14 protein-coding genes are annotated in these 14020 nt (G+C 50.3%); 8 read left to right on the top strand and 6 right to left on the bottom strand.

Features of this window, described 5'->3' with window-relative positions; genetic code table 11:
- Positions 1–63: 63 nt before the first annotated feature.
- The 3 genes from tyrP to yecR all read right to left on the bottom strand — a co-directional run bounded on the left by tyrP (position 64) and on the right by yecR (position 2562).
- Complete coding sequence (gene tyrP, locus ACLHV9_RS14520; RefSeq protein WP_028018592.1) at positions 64–1275, bottom strand: tyrosine transporter TyrP; 1212 nt, start codon at positions 1273–1275, stop codon at positions 64–66.
- A gap of 248 nt (positions 1276–1523) precedes the next feature.
- Entirely contained in the window at positions 1524–2021 is a 498-nt protein-coding gene (ftnA, locus tag ACLHV9_RS14515) for a non-heme ferritin (RefSeq protein WP_028018593.1), read from the bottom strand.
- Between the two features lie 202 nt (positions 2022–2223).
- Positions 2224–2562, bottom strand: coding sequence for a YecR family lipoprotein (yecR, locus tag ACLHV9_RS14510; RefSeq protein WP_128347508.1), 339 nt, complete (start codon positions 2560–2562; stop codon positions 2224–2226).
- A gap of 231 nt (positions 2563–2793) precedes the next feature.
- On the opposite strand from yecR, the gene ACLHV9_RS14505 reads away from it, so the two are divergent.
- On the top strand, positions 2794–3045 hold the full coding sequence (locus tag ACLHV9_RS14505; protein ID WP_028018595.1) for a DUF2766 family protein: 252 nt from the start codon (positions 2794–2796) through the stop codon (positions 3043–3045).
- A gap of 42 nt (positions 3046–3087) precedes the next feature.
- Here the strand turns inward: ACLHV9_RS14505 and ACLHV9_RS14500 are convergent, their stop codons facing one another.
- Both ACLHV9_RS14500 and ACLHV9_RS14495 read right to left on the bottom strand, forming a co-directional pair.
- Positions 3088–4431, bottom strand: coding sequence for an anaerobic C4-dicarboxylate transporter (locus ACLHV9_RS14500; RefSeq protein ID WP_028018596.1), 1344 nt, complete (start codon positions 4429–4431; stop codon positions 3088–3090).
- Positions 4432–4588: 157 nt separating this feature from the next.
- A complete protein-coding gene (locus ACLHV9_RS14495) occupies positions 4589–5092 on the bottom strand; it encodes a non-heme ferritin-like protein (RefSeq protein ID WP_028018597.1) in 504 nt (167 codons plus the stop codon).
- A gap of 789 nt (positions 5093–5881) precedes the next feature.
- Between ACLHV9_RS14495 and araF the strand changes: the two genes are divergently transcribed.
- The 5 genes from araF (at position 5882) to otsA (ending at position 11830) form a co-directional block, all read left to right on the top strand.
- Positions 5882–6871, top strand: coding sequence for an arabinose ABC transporter substrate-binding protein AraF (gene araF, locus ACLHV9_RS14490; protein ID WP_024909787.1), 990 nt, complete (start codon positions 5882–5884; stop codon positions 6869–6871).
- 70 nt (positions 6872–6941) lie between these two features.
- Positions 6942–8456: an L-arabinose ABC transporter ATP-binding protein AraG gene (araG, locus tag ACLHV9_RS14485; protein WP_407220693.1), complete on the top strand. Its 1515-nt coding sequence runs from the start codon at positions 6942–6944 to the stop codon at positions 8454–8456.
- A 14-nt stretch (positions 8457–8470) separates the two neighbouring features.
- A complete protein-coding gene (araH, locus tag ACLHV9_RS14480) occupies positions 8471–9451 on the top strand; it encodes an L-arabinose ABC transporter permease AraH (RefSeq protein ID WP_032666953.1) in 981 nt (326 codons plus the stop codon).
- Positions 9452–9627: 176 nt separating this feature from the next.
- On the top strand, positions 9628–10431 hold the full coding sequence (gene otsB, locus ACLHV9_RS14475; protein ID WP_128347510.1) for a trehalose-phosphatase: 804 nt from the start codon (positions 9628–9630) through the stop codon (positions 10429–10431).
- A complete protein-coding gene (otsA, locus tag ACLHV9_RS14470) occupies positions 10406–11830 on the top strand; it encodes an alpha,alpha-trehalose-phosphate synthase (RefSeq protein WP_028018601.1) in 1425 nt (474 codons plus the stop codon). The genes otsB and otsA overlap by 26 nt, the downstream gene beginning before the upstream one ends.
- 15 nt (positions 11831–11845) lie before the next feature.
- Here otsA and uspC read toward each other — a convergent pair whose 3' ends face one another.
- Positions 11846–12274 (bottom strand): universal stress protein UspC, encoded by a 429-nt coding sequence (uspC, locus tag ACLHV9_RS14465; RefSeq protein ID WP_028018602.1) that lies wholly within the window; start codon positions 12272–12274, stop codon positions 11846–11848.
- 796 nt (positions 12275–13070) lie between these two features.
- Between uspC and flhD the strand changes: the two genes are divergently transcribed.
- Together flhD and flhC are read left to right on the top strand one after the other, a co-directional pair.
- A complete protein-coding gene (flhD, locus tag ACLHV9_RS14460) occupies positions 13071–13421 on the top strand; it encodes a flagellar transcriptional regulator FlhD (protein WP_023312264.1) in 351 nt (116 codons plus the stop codon).
- Between the two features lie 2 nt (positions 13422–13423).
- Positions 13424–14002 carry a flagellar transcriptional regulator FlhC gene (gene flhC / locus ACLHV9_RS14455; RefSeq protein WP_010432486.1) on the top strand — a complete coding sequence of 193 codons (579 nt, stop codon included), beginning with the start codon at positions 13424–13426 and terminating at the stop codon, positions 14000–14002.
- Positions 14003–14020: the final 18 nt, after the last annotated feature.

Raw genomic sequence — 14020 nt, 5'->3', positions numbered from 1 at the left:
GGGTTTTATCAAAGGGTAAACATACCCCTATGGTAGCTGGTAGTTTCCCCTTAACCCCCGTTTTTACCCCACTTCAGGCAGCATTCCCGCTGCAATCAAAACCTGCACCAGAATAATCACCACGCCACAGCCAAATACGATACACAGCAGCGGTTTTCCCCCCGCCACGCGATACCCTTGCTGAGGATGTTGCTGACGGCTCTTCCATGCCAGCAGGGAAGGGAGCAACAGGGCAAGGATCGACAGTGCCACCCCCGCGTAACCCAGCGCCATCACAAACCCGCGCGGGTAAAACAGTGCAAAGGCCAGCGGTGGCAGGAAGGTGATTGCGCCCGTCTGCAACCGGCCAGCCGCGGTATTGCGACGCTGGAACAGGTCAGCCAGGTAATCAAACAGGCCCAGCGCAACACCCAGGAACGACGTGGCCAGTGCCAGGTCGGCAAACAGGTGTACCGCCAGTTCCACATGTGGGGAGGTCACAACCTCGCGCAGTGCCAGCAGAAAACCATTCAGGCCAGCGTGTTGCGCCATCAGTCCAATAAAGGTCGAAGAGTCAATGCTGCCCAGCGTCACCAGTTGCCAGAAAATATAGGCAATCAGGGGGATCGCGCTGCCGATAACAAAGACACGGCGCAGCTTGCGAATATCGCCGTTCATATAGCTGACAATGCTCGGCACGCTGCCGTGAAAACCAAACGAAGTGAAAATGACCGGGATCGCGGAAAGCGCCAGCCCTTTTTCCAGCGGCAGCGTCAGCAGGTTGACCTTGTGTACATGTGGTGCGAGCAGTACCAGCATCACAATCAGGAACAGAATTTTGGCGCTGAACAGAATACGGTTAAACAGATCGACCAGCGACGTCCCCACGCAGACCACACCCCCGCCGATGAGTGCAAAGAAAATGGCGCCGGTTGCCGGGGTAATATCGGATCCGAACCAGTCATTGACGCTGGAGGCGATGAGCTCCCCGGCACCGCTAATATAGGCGGCAGTCAGAGCGTACATCAGGAACATCATGCTAAAGCCGGTTATCCACTGACCGTAGCGTCCCAGGTAGCGTGCTGCAAGAGAACCCAGACCCGTGTCGGCTGGCACATGCTGATACACCTCAAGTAACAACAGTGCGGTGTAGCACATTAACGCCCAGAGCATGCCAAGTAGCAGCAAGGTCATCCCAAACCCCACGCCTGCGGCTGCCAGGGGCATTGCCAGCATTCCTGCTCCAATCGTCGTTCCGGCGACGATAAAAATACTTCCCAGGGTTCTGTTTTTCACGCTTTCCTCTACAACGATTCGTAATCGCGACAAAATCTGCGGCGCAGAGTAAGGGAAAAGCGGTAACTCGTCAAATCACCGTTACAAGTAGTGTAATGAAATGTTTACGAAATTGAGCGCTCTGCGATCATGCATGGGGCGTCATCCAGACGTAACGTTAATAAGGGGAACAGGAAATGCAACGAGGGTTTTGATGCAGGGAATGTAAGTAAAAAAACGCGGCACCGATTTTCGGCACCGCGCTGGAATTAATTTTGCGTATCGAGGGTAGAAAGTTCTTTATCAATAAAGTAAAGACCTTCACCAGATTTACCCACCAGAGATAATTTATCCAGGACGGATTTAAACAGCTTCTCTTCTTCGTGCTGTTCAGCTACATACCATTGCAGGAAGTTAAAGGTTGGATAATCCTGGCTGGTCATTGCCGCATGAACCAGTTCGTTAATTTTCTGTGTGATTAATTGTTCGTGCTCGTAGGTCGCGCGGAACAGTTCATCGAGAGATGTGTACTCAGCAAACGGTGATGCCACGTTCTCAATGCGCGGCAGGGCGCCGGTATCTGTCAGATAATCAAACAGACGTTGCATATGGGTCATCTCTTCCTGAGCGTGACGACGCAAAAACGCAGCCGCGCCTTCGAAACTGTGGAAGCTGCACCAGGCGCTCATCTGCTGGTAGAGCAGGGACGAAAAAAGCTCAAGGTTCATTTGTGCATTGAGCTTGTCGATCATTTCAGTTTTCAGCATAGTGGCGCTCCTGGTTATTATTTCTGATTCACAATGAGCGATACTATAATTTGTTATTTAATTATTTGCAAAACGTAAAATTTTTATTTCTTTATTTAAAATACGAATGGGAATAAAACGCATTGACGATTTTTATATTTATTAATGAGAATTATTTTTGTTCGTAATGAAATAAACTGCCAGCAAACACTGGCAGTCCTGATTAATACCACGGATTATTTGACTTAGGGTTAACGGCAAAACCCATACATTTATACTGGATAGTCACGCTCTCGTTCAGACACAGAGAGCCGCTAATCAGCGTGCAGGTTTTGATGGGCTGGCCATAGGCAGAGGCGGTGGCATACCCCATGCTCTGACACGCTTTTACCGCCGTACCGTTATTCACATACTCATCAGAATACGCATTTTGTAGCGCCGCCTGGCCGTAGTCGAGGCGGACTATGCCGTTGGGCGCGTCGAGACTACTGACCTCAGCCTGGCGGTTAATGCTACACCCCGCGAGCAGCAGGATCGTGCCAGCTACGATGACTCTTTTCATGGTTCGCTCTGAATGGATGGAAATACGTTATCGTACCTGCAGATGTTTGCTGCAATGCCTGGAATAGCCGGACAATCTGCCCTCTCTCTTTGCAACGGGATGGAATTGAATGTAATCCGCATCCGGTACATTTAATATTGGCGGTTTTTTTGTACCTGTACGTGACGAAGGGGAGATAAAAGAGCTTGCGTTTTGCTACTATGGCGGCCTTTAAATAAGGAGAAAGCCCCCATGTCTCAAAACCTGAGTGCCGATCAGGAACTGGTCTCTGACGTTGTCGCCTGTCAGCTGGTTATCAAACAAATTCTTGATGTCCTGGACGTTATTGCGCCGGTTGAAGTGCGCGAGAAGATGTCAACTCAGCTGAAAAACATTGATTTCGCCAGTCATCCGGCAGCGGCTGATCCGGTTACGCTTCGTGCCATCCAAAAAGCCATTGCGCTGATTGAGCTGCGATTCACGCCGCAGAGTGAGTCTCACTGAAGAGTGGAAATGGGCGACAGTATTTGTCGCCCTTCAATGCCATCAGAAGAACGTCTGGACCAGCAGGTAGCTTGCCGCGCACGCGCAACTTACACCAATCAGCCCTGGCAGAATAAAGCTGTGGTTGATGATAAATTTGCCGATGCGGGTCGTTCCTGAACGGTCAAAACCGATACAGGCCAAATCACTTGGGTAGGTCGGCAGGACAAAATAGCCGTATGACGCCGGGAAAAAGGCGATCAGCATTTTCGGCTCAATACCCAACATCAGGCCCATGGGCGCAACGGCCGTCAGCGCTGCGGCCTGGCTGTTCACCAGCTTCGACACCAGAAACAGTACAATGGCATACGTCCACGGGTGGCTTTTCACAACGCCTTCCAGCGCCAGTTTTAACTCGTCAAGATGCGCCTGGAAAAAGGTATCACTCATCCACGCCACGCCGAACACCGAGAAGATCGCCACCATTCCGGCTTTGAATACCGCACCGTTAGAAATAGCAGAGGCATTGACCTTGCAGGCCATCAGCATTACGGCGCCTGCAATTAACATCATCATCTGAATGACAAGGTTCATCGACAGCGCCGTCATTTTGCCTTTCAGTTCAAAGGCGGGGCGCAATTCCGGGAATGCACCCAGCAGAACTACTACGGCAATACCGGCAAAGAAAATCCACGTGGACCAGTAGGCTTGTTTTGGAAAACGTTGATTCATTAACGTCTCTGTTCCGCCATAGATAAACTCGCGCTGCTTTGGATCTTTAAGCTTCTCCTGAAAATCCATGTCGTCGGCCAGATCTTTCCCGCGCCGCAAACTCCACAGGGCAGCGATGGCTACACCGAAAAGTGAAGCAGGAACTGACACTGCAAGTATTTCAAGGATGCCCCACGCATGGCCAATTCCATGCTGAGCGCCCAGGATGGACACCAGCGATACAACGGCAACGGAAACCGGTGATGCCGTAATCGCCATCTGCGAGGCCACGGATGCTACCGCCATTGGACGTTCCGGGCGGATCCCTTTTTTCAGGGCGATATCTGCAATGATCGGGAACATGGTGTAGACCACATGCCCGGTGCCACACAGAAAAGTCAGCATCCAGGTAGTAAAGGGGGCGAGAAGTGTGATGTGCTGCGGGTGTTTACGCAGAAGGCGCTCTGCAAATTGCATCATGACATTGAGACCGCCTGCGGTCTGCAGAGTAGCAGCACAACCAATCACCGCGAGGATGGTCAACATGACGTCAACCGGGGGCTTGCCAGGTTGCAGCCCAAAAACAAAACACAAAATAAAAAGCCCAATACCGCTTATTAACCCCAGCCCCATACCGCCGAAACGTGTACCTGTCAGCAGGCAGAGGAGAATGACAACAAACTCGATGGTGATCATGATGCTCCCTCGTCAATGATTATGTAATTAAATAAATCATTACATGTTGTGTGGATAATCATTGGGAGCAAGATCTGATTTGTTAAATTTCAGCAAAAGCAGAAGGTTGGCGGTGAGATGGGGAACCTGCGCCCGGACGGGAGCAGGTTAAAAGGGATCAGTGATGTTGCACCGTCACAATGTCGAGCAGGTGACGGTCAGTTTGTTCCGGGCATAACCCTGCCTGTCGCGCATTGCGCAGTTCATCCGCCAGTATCTTCAGCAGCATGCCGTCCTGCTGCTGTTCTTTGTCCATGTCGCGTAAGAATTTAAGGGTGGTAGTGTCTTGCTGCGCTTTGGCTTCATCGGCCAGTTTACTGAGAGTGGTGCAACGTTGCTCATACTCTTCAAGCGTTTTCTGGAACAGTTCTTCCAGGGAGGAGTAGTCATCGTTAATGGTATCAAGGGCTTTAACAACAGGATTGGCGCCAACGGCCTTCATGAAGTTAAAGACGCGCATCATGTGCGTGACGTTACTTTGTGCCTGAGTACGGAAGAATGTTGCTGAACCCGTAAGACTGTTCTCAGCACACCACGCACTTAAGTGAAGGTGCAGATTGGACGCATAGAACTCAAGGTTCATCTGCGCATTTAGTTTTTGCATCATCGTTGGGGTAGCCATACTCATATCCTTATTGACTGTGGGACGAGATGTCCGCTGCTTAACCTGAGCGTCAGGCATTGACGAAGAACTCGCAGATATACAATTTCCGCAGTATCTAAAATCGACCTAAAATTCACTTCCTGTGTTCGATATAAATAAGCATACCCTTGTCTCCGGGGTAAGAAAACTCCTAAACACCTTATTTTTACCATACATTACAAAAATTAAAATACTACAAATTTGCAAATGGATTTTCATAAAGCAAATGTAGCATAAGCCATTGATAATTAATTATTATTTTAATTTGTCGCATGCTAATGTTCTTCCGTAAATATTAAGTCGGAATAATGCTCTGAGAAAAAATGAAATACGGATTATTCATTGCGAATATATGATACGCGGGAAAAATTGCGCTAAATCAATTTCTGCAGAATAACAGTCTTATGTGGTTCCCGTGCATTTGTGATGAAACGCAGTTTGATCTTTTTTTTCGTTGGTTGCCATTTTTCCCAGCGGACGGTGTCAGGGATTTCTTAGCTAATCTTATGGATAATTCTGCTTAACCCTCTTTCATTTGTCTGACAAATCCTGCCTTTTTTATGTCATTTTTCGCTGAATTTATGTACGCAATTACTGTAATTCTGCGGTGTGATGGGGCTCTCTTATGGATGATTAATTTCCCGCTAAAACTATCACCAGCAATAACGCTTATGACGAGGTAAGCGCTAATGCCTTGTTTTAAGTCCGATTAAATTAGAAGCACGCACATATTCCCTACAGAAAAGAATGCTAAAGCTGGAGTTTACCATGCACAAATTTACTAAAGCGCTGGCGGCCATCGGTCTGGCTGCCGTTATGTCACAATCCGCTATCGCTGAGAATTTAAAACTCGGTTTTTTGGTAAAACAGCCCGAAGAACCCTGGTTCCAGACTGAGTGGAAATTCGCAGATAAAGCCGGAAAAGATTTAGGTTTTGAAGTGATTAAAATCGCCGTGCCTGACGGTGAAAAAACCCTGAATGCCATCGACAGCCTGGCGGCCAGCGGTGCGAAAGGTTTCGTTATCTGCACACCCGATCCAAAACTGGGCTCGGCAATCGCGGCGAAAGCACGTGGTTACGACATGAAGGTCATTGCGGTTGACGATCAGTTCGTTAACGCCAAAGGCAAACCGATGGACAGCGTCCCTCTGGTGATGATGGCGGCGACCAAAATCGGTGAACGTCAGGGCCAGGAACTTTATAAAGAGATGCAAAAACGTGGCTGGGATGTGAAAGAAACCGCTGTGATGGCCATTACTGCGGACGAACTGGACACGGCTCGCCGCCGTACTTCCGGTTCCATGGACGCGCTGAAAGCAGCCGGCTTCCCGGAAAAACAGATCTACAAAGTCCCCACCAAATCCAACGATATCCCGGGTGCTTTCGACGCCGCGAACTCCATGCTGGTTCAGCATCCGGAGGTGAAACACTGGCTGGTGGTCGGGATGAACGACAATACCGTGCTGGGCGGAGTACGCGCGACGGAAGGCCAGGGCTTCAAAGCGCCTGACGTGATCGGGATCGGCATCAACGGCGTTGACGCAGTCAGCGAGCTGTCCAAAGCGCAGGCCACTGGCTTCTATGGCTCTCTGCTGCCAAGCCCGGACGTTCACGGCTACAAATCCAGCGAGATGCTCTACAACTGGGTAACCAAAGGGGCTGAACCGCCGAAATTTACCGAAGTGACTGACGTGGTGCTGATCACCCGCGATAACTTCAAAGAGGAACTGGCGAAAAAAGGATTGGGCGGTAAGTAATTCGCTGTGATTGTGCCCCTCATTCCTGTGAGGGGCCAGATGTACACACTACTGGAATCACGGAGACGTTATGCAACAGTCTGAGCCGTATCTCTCTTTTCGCGGCATCGGTAAAACTTTCCCCGGTGTTAATGCGCTGACCGATATCAGTTTCGACTGCTATGCCGGCCAGGTTCACGCCCTGATGGGGGAAAACGGCGCGGGAAAATCCACGCTGTTGAAAATCCTCAGCGGTAACTACACGCCGACGACCGGCACGCTGGCTATTCGCGGAGACGAGGTGGCGTTTGCCGATACCACGGCGGCGCTCAACGCCGGGGTAGCCATTATTTATCAGGAACTGCACCTCATCCCTGAGATGACCGTGGCAGAAAACATCTATTTAGGACAGCTTCCGCATAAAAGCGGCGTGGTGAATCGTTCGCTACTTAATTATGAAGCGGGGCTGCAGCTTAAACATCTTGGCCTGGACGTTGATCCTCAGACGCCACTGAAATATCTCTCTATTGGTCAGTGGCAGATGGTTGAAATTGCTAAGGCGCTGGCGCGTAACGCCCGAATCATAGCCTTCGATGAACCCACCAGTTCGCTCTCCGCGCGTGAAATAGAGAATTTGTTCCGTGTGATCCGCGAATTGCGTCAGGAAGGCCGCACCATTTTGTACGTTTCGCACCGTATGGAAGAGATATTCGCCCTGAGTGATGCCATTACCGTCTTTAAAGACGGACGCTATGTACGCACCTTTACCGACATGAAGCAGGTTAACCATGACCAGCTTGTTCAGGCGATGGTTGGCCGCGAGTTGGGTGACATTTATCACTGGCAGCCGCGCGAGTATGGCCCTGAACGCCTGCGTCTGGATAGCGTAAAAGCGCCAGGCGTGCGTACGCCAGTCTCCTTGTCAGTACGCAGCGGTGAAATCGTCGGACTGTTTGGCCTGGTGGGGGCGGGGCGCAGCGAGTTGATGAAAGGGTTATTCGGCGGTACCCGGATTACCGAAGGTCAGGTTTCGATTGACGGCGAGCGGGTAGATATCCAGAAACCGGCCCACGCGATCAGGGCCGGGATGATGCTCTGCCCGGAAGACCGTAAAGCGGAGGGGATTATTCCGGTTCATTCGGTGCGCGATAACATCAATATTTCCGCCCGCCGTAAGTTTATCCGCGCCGGTTGCCTGATTAACGATAGCTGGGAGTCGAGCAACGCCGACCACCATATTCGTTCGCTGAATATCAAAACGCCTGGCCCGGAACAGCTGATCATGAATCTCTCCGGCGGAAACCAGCAGAAGGCTATTTTAGGCCGCTGGCTGTCGGAAGATATGAAGGTCATTTTATTAGATGAGCCAACGCGCGGTATTGATGTGGGGGCAAAACACGAAATTTATAACGTGATCTATGAACTGGCAAAACGCGGCGTGGCGGTGCTCTTCGCCTCCAGCGATCTGCCGGAGGTGCTTGGCGTAGCCGACCGCATTGTCGTGATGCGTGAAGGTGAAATTGCCGGTGAATTACTTCATGAACAGGCGAATGAACAACAGGCGTTGAACCTCGCCATGCCTAAAGTCAGCCAGGCTGTCGCCTGAGTAAGGAGTTAATGATGTCCTCTGTTACTACATCCGGAGTGCCGAAGTCGGCTTTCAGTTTTGGACGCATCTGGGATCAGTACGGCATGCTGGTGGTCTTTGCCGCGCTGTTCCTCGCCTGTGCGATCTTTGTTCCTAATTTTGCCACTTTCATTAATATGAAAGGGCTGGGGTTGGCCATTTCCATGTCAGGGATGGTGGCCTGCGGCATGCTCTTCTGCCTGGCCTCCGGCGATTTTGACCTGTCGGTGGCGTCCGTTATTGCCTGCGCGGGTGTGACCACGGCAGTGGTGATCAACATGACTGAAAGCCTGTGGATCGGCGTCCTGGCCGGTCTGTTACTGGGCGTCATCAGCGGTCTGGTCAACGGTTTTGTCATTGCGCGTCTGAAGATAAATGCCCTGATCACCACGCTTGCCACAATGCAAATTGTCCGAGGCCTGGCCTATATTATTTCCGACGGTAAAGCGGTGGGGATTGAAGACGAGCGCTTCTTTACGCTAGGTTACGCCAACTGGCTCGGTCTGCCTGCGCCTATCTGGCTGACCGTAGCCTGCCTGATCCTGTTCGGCTTCCTGCTTAACCGGACCACCTTTGGCCGTAATACGCTGGCGATTGGTGGCAATGAAGAAGCGGCGCGTCTGGCTGGGGTGCCGGTCGTGCGAACCAAGATTATTATCTTTGTGCTCTCGGGGCTGGTTTCTGCCGCCGCGGGCATTATTCTGGCATCACGCATGACCAGCGGCCAGCCCATGACCTCTATCGGTTACGAGCTGATCGTCATTTCGGCCTGCGTTTTAGGGGGCGTTTCCCTTAAAGGCGGCATCGGAAAAATCTCATATGTGGTGGCCGGTATCCTGATCTTAGGGACGGTAGAGAACGCCATGAACCTGCTGAATATTTCCCCGTTCTCTCAGTACGTGGTTCGTGGCCTGATCCTGCTGGCAGCGGTGATTTTCGACCGTTACAAGCAAAAAGCGAAGCGTACCGTATAACGCTTTTTCCCGTCTTTTACTGCTCAACTTATAACCTTAGTTGACCCCTTAACCGCCTCGCCAGTAAAACTGGCGAGGCGGTTGTCAAATGGCGAGCCACGTCACACTGTCTATACTTACATGGCTATGAAAGAGGTAAAGGCGTTTACCTCTCGCAAACCGTAAGGAGGAAAAGGGTGGCTGACTTGTTAACCGCACCGCCTGTACTGTCCGGACACTATGCTTTCTTTTTTGATCTCGACGGCACGCTCGCCGGGATAAAACCGCACCCTGATCAGGTGGCTATTCCGGATGCGGTATTACAGGATTTGCATCAGCTCTCGCTTATGAATGAGGGAGCACTGGCATTGATATCAGGGCGCTCAATGGCCGAGCTGGATATGCTCGCCAGTCCTTACCACTTTCCGCTGGCCGGTGTACACGGAGCGGAGCGCCGCGACATCCATGATCAAACACATATCGTTTCACTTCCCGATGCACTCACACAACGTCTTCAGGAGAAACTTTCTGCTGCGCTGGCAGAACTGCCGGGCACAGAACTGGAAGCTAAAGGCATGGCCTTTGCTCTGCATTATCGTCAGGCCCCACAACATGAAGAGCGCGTGCTTGCCCTTGCCAGAGAAATTGCGAATGCGCACCCGCAACTGGCGTTACAGCCGGGTAAATGCGTGGTGGAGCTAAAACCGCAAGGGATCAATAAAGGCGCGGCCATCACCGCGTTTATGGCGGAGGAACCTTTTAAGGGCCGGACGCCCGTTTTCTTTGGGGATGACCTGACCGACGAAGCAGGGTTCCGCGTGGTGAATCAGGCCCGAGGGATCTCCGTTAAGGTTGGGCCCGGCGACACTGTTGCCCAATGGCGGCTGGTGGATGTCGCCAGCGTCTGGCAGTGGATATCTGACATCGCTAACCAGCAACAACAACAAATAGCGCAAAACCAAGGGGGAAACCATTATGGGTCGCTTAGTCGTCGTCTCTAACCGAATCGCGCCGCCTGATGATAAAAAAGTCAGCGCGGGTGGCCTGGCGGTAGGGGTGTTAGGTGCCTTAAAAGCTGCTGGCGGGCTGTGGTTTGGCTGGAGTGGTGAAATCAGTGAAGACGAAAAACCGCTCAAAAAAGTGACGCGCGGAAATATTACGTGGGCATCGTTCGCGTTAAAAGAGAAAGACTATGACGAGTATTACTCGCAGTTCTCGAATGCCGTTCTGTGGCCTGCATTTCACTACCGTCTTGACCTGGTTAAATTCCAGCGTGAATCCTTCGAAGGCTACACGCGAGTCAACGCGCTGCTGGCGGATAAACTGCTGCCTTTAATCGAAGAAGACGATATTTTATGGATCCACGATTATCATCTGCTTCCCTTCGCCAGAGAATTGCGGGAAAGGGGCGTAAATAACCGGATTGGTTTTTTCCTGCATATCCCGTTCCCGACACCGGAGATTTTTACCGCGTTACCACCCCATGAAGCGTTGCTGGAGGCGCTATGTGATTACGATTTGTTGGGCTTCCAGACTGAAAATGATCGCCTTGCGTTTTTGGATTCTGTGTCAGGCAAAACGCGCCTGGTGACCAAAGGTGGAAAAACGCATACCGCATGGGGGAAAACATTCCACACCGAAGTGTATCCGATTGGGATTGAACCCGACGAGATTGCGGAGCAGGCCGCCGGGCCGTTGCCATCAAAGCTGGCGCAGCTTAAGAATGAACTTAAGCATGTGAAAAATATCTTCTCGGTAGAGCGACTTGATTATTCCAAAGGGTTACCGGAACGCTTTCTGGCATATGAAACGCTGTTGGATAAATACCCTCAACACCACGGTAAAATTCGCTATACGCAGATAGCACCAACGTCGCGCGGCGAAGTTCAGGCCTACCAGGACATTCGGCATCAGCTGGAGACAGAAGCGGGGCGCATTAACGGCCGCTATGGCCAACTGGGCTGGACGCCGCTCTTTTATCTGAATCAGCACTTTGACCGTAAAATCCTGATGAAAGTGTTCCGCTATGCAGACGTTGGCCTGGTCACGCCGCTGCGTGACGGGATGAACCTGGTGGCGAAAGAGTATGTGGCGGCCCAGGATCCTGCCGACCCGGGTGTACTGGTACTTTCACAGTTTGCCGGAGCGGCAAATGAACTCACTTCAGCGCTTATCGTAAATCCTTACGATCGGGATGATGTGGCTAACGCCCTGAACCGCGCCCTGACAATGCCGCTTACAGAGCGCATTTCCCGGCATGCCGAAATGATGGAGACGATCCGTAAGAACGACATTAATCACTGGCAGGCGAATTTTATTCAGGATTTACGTGATATCGCCCCGAAAAGTAAGGATGGTGATCTGCAAAAAAAGATCGCGACATTTCCTAAACTCGCCTGATTTTCTACTGGGGGATTAATCTCCCCCAAGAGGTACTAACAGCACATCGACCTGACTTGAAGCAACAATAGATTTCGCCGCACATGCCGCGCGCGATAAAAAGCTATGGTTGTGGTTCCCGCATATCACTAAATCAATATTCTGTTTACGACACATGTCAAGAATATGTGCATTAAGTTCTCCCGTTGCAATAACGGTCTCATAAACAGGATATTGTGCCTTTTCAGCCAGCTCCCGCAGAAATTGCTGTGTTTCTTCCTGAAGTACCTCCCGAATATCTTCAAGCATAGGGGCTGCCAGCTGGTTATACATTTCGGGTTCGGCCGCGAGAGTGATGAGGCTGATGCGGGCATTATGGGGCCTGGCAATGGAAACTGCCCGGGCGACAAGCTGATGGCTTTCGGGTGAAACAGCAACAGAAACAAGAAGATGGGAGTAACTCATGGTGCACTCCTTAGATGTCTGACAGACTGCGTCTACCCACCTTTACCGCGAATCCCCTGGTTCTGCAAGAGTTGAATACGACATTAGTGTGAAGCTTATCATAATTATTCATTAATTATTCTTATAAGAAGAATAACTGAAAAATACGCCTAAATGAAAAAAATTAACAACTTAACGTAAATCACACAATTTTACTCTTCCACTATTAAATCATTTTAACGCGTTATAAACACAATTCGAATGATCACATACTGAAACATTTTTTTTGAGCGTTACGCATAAGTATATGTTTTTTCGAGGTAAGAAAAATGTATCCAGGACATTCTCGGGATGTGAACGATTGCAGACACCGGGAATGACAGGCAAAGCACGTGATATGCCAGTTATGTTCACCCTTCTGCATGAGTATTCGGCATTTAAGAATACAAAACAGTACTGATTGTTCGATATTTGAACAAATTACAAGTCATACTGATGGATTTATGGGTGATATTCACTTAAATTATGTGACGTGGATCACATTTTTTTTAAATTTGAGGAAGGCTGCATTGTATGTATCAAATCTGACGAGTAGAGTTTGCGTCGAATTAGGAAAAATCTTAGTTATTTGTAAGAAATGATAAAAGATGTAAGAGGCGCAACGGCGTTTCTTCTCTTGCGTGTATCAACTGAATACAAACCTAAATTCAACTATGCATTTGGCCTTTTCTTTTTTATACCGGGTGATTTCCCGGCGACATCACGGGGTGCGGTCTTTCCGCATAAAAATAATAGTTGGTTATTCGGGATGGGAACAATGCATACATCCGAGTTGCTAAAACATATCTATGACATCAATTTGTCGTATTTACTGCTCGCGCAGCGTTTGATTAGTCAGGACAAGGCGTCCGCGATGTTTCGTCTGGGTATTAACGAAGAAATGGCAACCATGCTGGGGGGGTTAACCCTCCCTCAGATGGTTAAACTGGCCGAAACGAATCAGCTGGTTTGTCAGTTCCGTTTCGATGATTCACAGACAATAACGCGTCTGACGCAGGAATCCCGTGTTGACGATCTTCAACAGATCCATACCGGTATACTTCTCTCCACTCGCTTGCTTAACGAAATCAGCCAGCCTGATGACGCAGCCCGTAAGAAAAGGGCCTAGCAATGAGCGAAAAAAGCATTGTTCAGGAAGCGCGTGACATACAGTTGGCCATGGAGCTGATTACACTGGGTGCTCGTTTACAAATGCTGGAAAGCGAGACTCAGTTGAGCCGTGGTCGTCTCATCAAACTGTACAAAGAGTTACGTGGTAGTCCCCCGCCGAAAGGCATGCTGCCGTTTTCTACCGACTGGTTTATGACGTGGGAGCAGAACATCCACGCATCCATGTTCTGTAACGCCTGGCAGTATCTTCTCAAAACCGGTTTGTGTAGCGGCGTTGACGCTGTGATCAAAGCGTACAAACTTTACCTTGAACAATGCCCACAGCAGGAAGATGGTCCACTGCTGGCGCTGACCCGCGCATGGACGCTGGTGCGTTTTGTTGAAAGCGGAATGCTTGAACTGTCGCGCTGCAATTGCTGCGATGGCAATTTTATTACCCATGCTCATCAGCCTGCAGGCAGCTTCGCCTGTAGTTTATGTCAGCCTCCATCCCGTGCAGTAAAAAGACGTAAACTTTCCCGGGATGCTGCCGATATTATTCCACAACTGCTGGATGAACAGATCGAACAAGCTGTTTAACCCGAACGTGTGGGCAAG

Source organism: Enterobacter sp. CPE_E890 (genome assembly GCF_046521475.1).
In the GTDB taxonomy this organism is placed as follows: domain Bacteria; phylum Pseudomonadota; class Gammaproteobacteria; order Enterobacterales; family Enterobacteriaceae; genus Enterobacter; species Enterobacter adelaidei.
Note: the sequence above shows the minus strand (reverse complement) of the source record. Positions and strands in the feature narration are given on the sequence as shown.

Bases quoted from the DNA above. Each gene is read 5' to 3' on its own strand.
- ftnA (WP_028018593.1), bottom strand. From the start codon at position 2,021: ATGCTGAAAACTGAAATGATCGACAAGCTCAATGCACAAATGAACCTT.
- yecR (WP_128347508.1), bottom strand. From the start codon at position 2,562: ATGAAAAGAGTCATCGTAGCTGGCACGATCCTGCTGCTCGCGGGGTGT.
- ACLHV9_RS14505 (WP_028018595.1), top strand. From the start codon at position 2,794: ATGTCTCAAAACCTGAGTGCCGATCAGGAACTGGTCTCTGACGTTGTC.
- ACLHV9_RS14500 (WP_028018596.1), bottom strand. From the start codon at position 4,431: ATGATCACCATCGAGTTTGTTGTCATTCTCCTCTGCCTGCTGACAGGT.
- ACLHV9_RS14495 (WP_028018597.1), bottom strand. From the start codon at position 5,092: ATGGCTACCCCAACGATGATGCAAAAACTAAATGCGCAGATGAACCTT.
- araF (WP_024909787.1), top strand. From the start codon at position 5,882: ATGCACAAATTTACTAAAGCGCTGGCGGCCATCGGTCTGGCTGCCGTT.
- araG (WP_407220693.1), top strand. From the start codon at position 6,942: ATGCAACAGTCTGAGCCGTATCTCTCTTTTCGCGGCATCGGTAAAACT.
- araH (WP_032666953.1), top strand. From the start codon at position 8,471: ATGTCCTCTGTTACTACATCCGGAGTGCCGAAGTCGGCTTTCAGTTTT.
- otsA (WP_028018601.1), top strand. From the start codon at position 10,406: ATGGGTCGCTTAGTCGTCGTCTCTAACCGAATCGCGCCGCCTGATGAT.
- uspC (WP_028018602.1), bottom strand. From the start codon at position 12,274: ATGAGTTACTCCCATCTTCTTGTTTCTGTTGCTGTTTCACCCGAAAGC.
- flhD (WP_023312264.1), top strand. From the start codon at position 13,071: ATGCATACATCCGAGTTGCTAAAACATATCTATGACATCAATTTGTCG.
- flhC (WP_010432486.1), top strand. From the start codon at position 13,424: ATGAGCGAAAAAAGCATTGTTCAGGAAGCGCGTGACATACAGTTGGCC.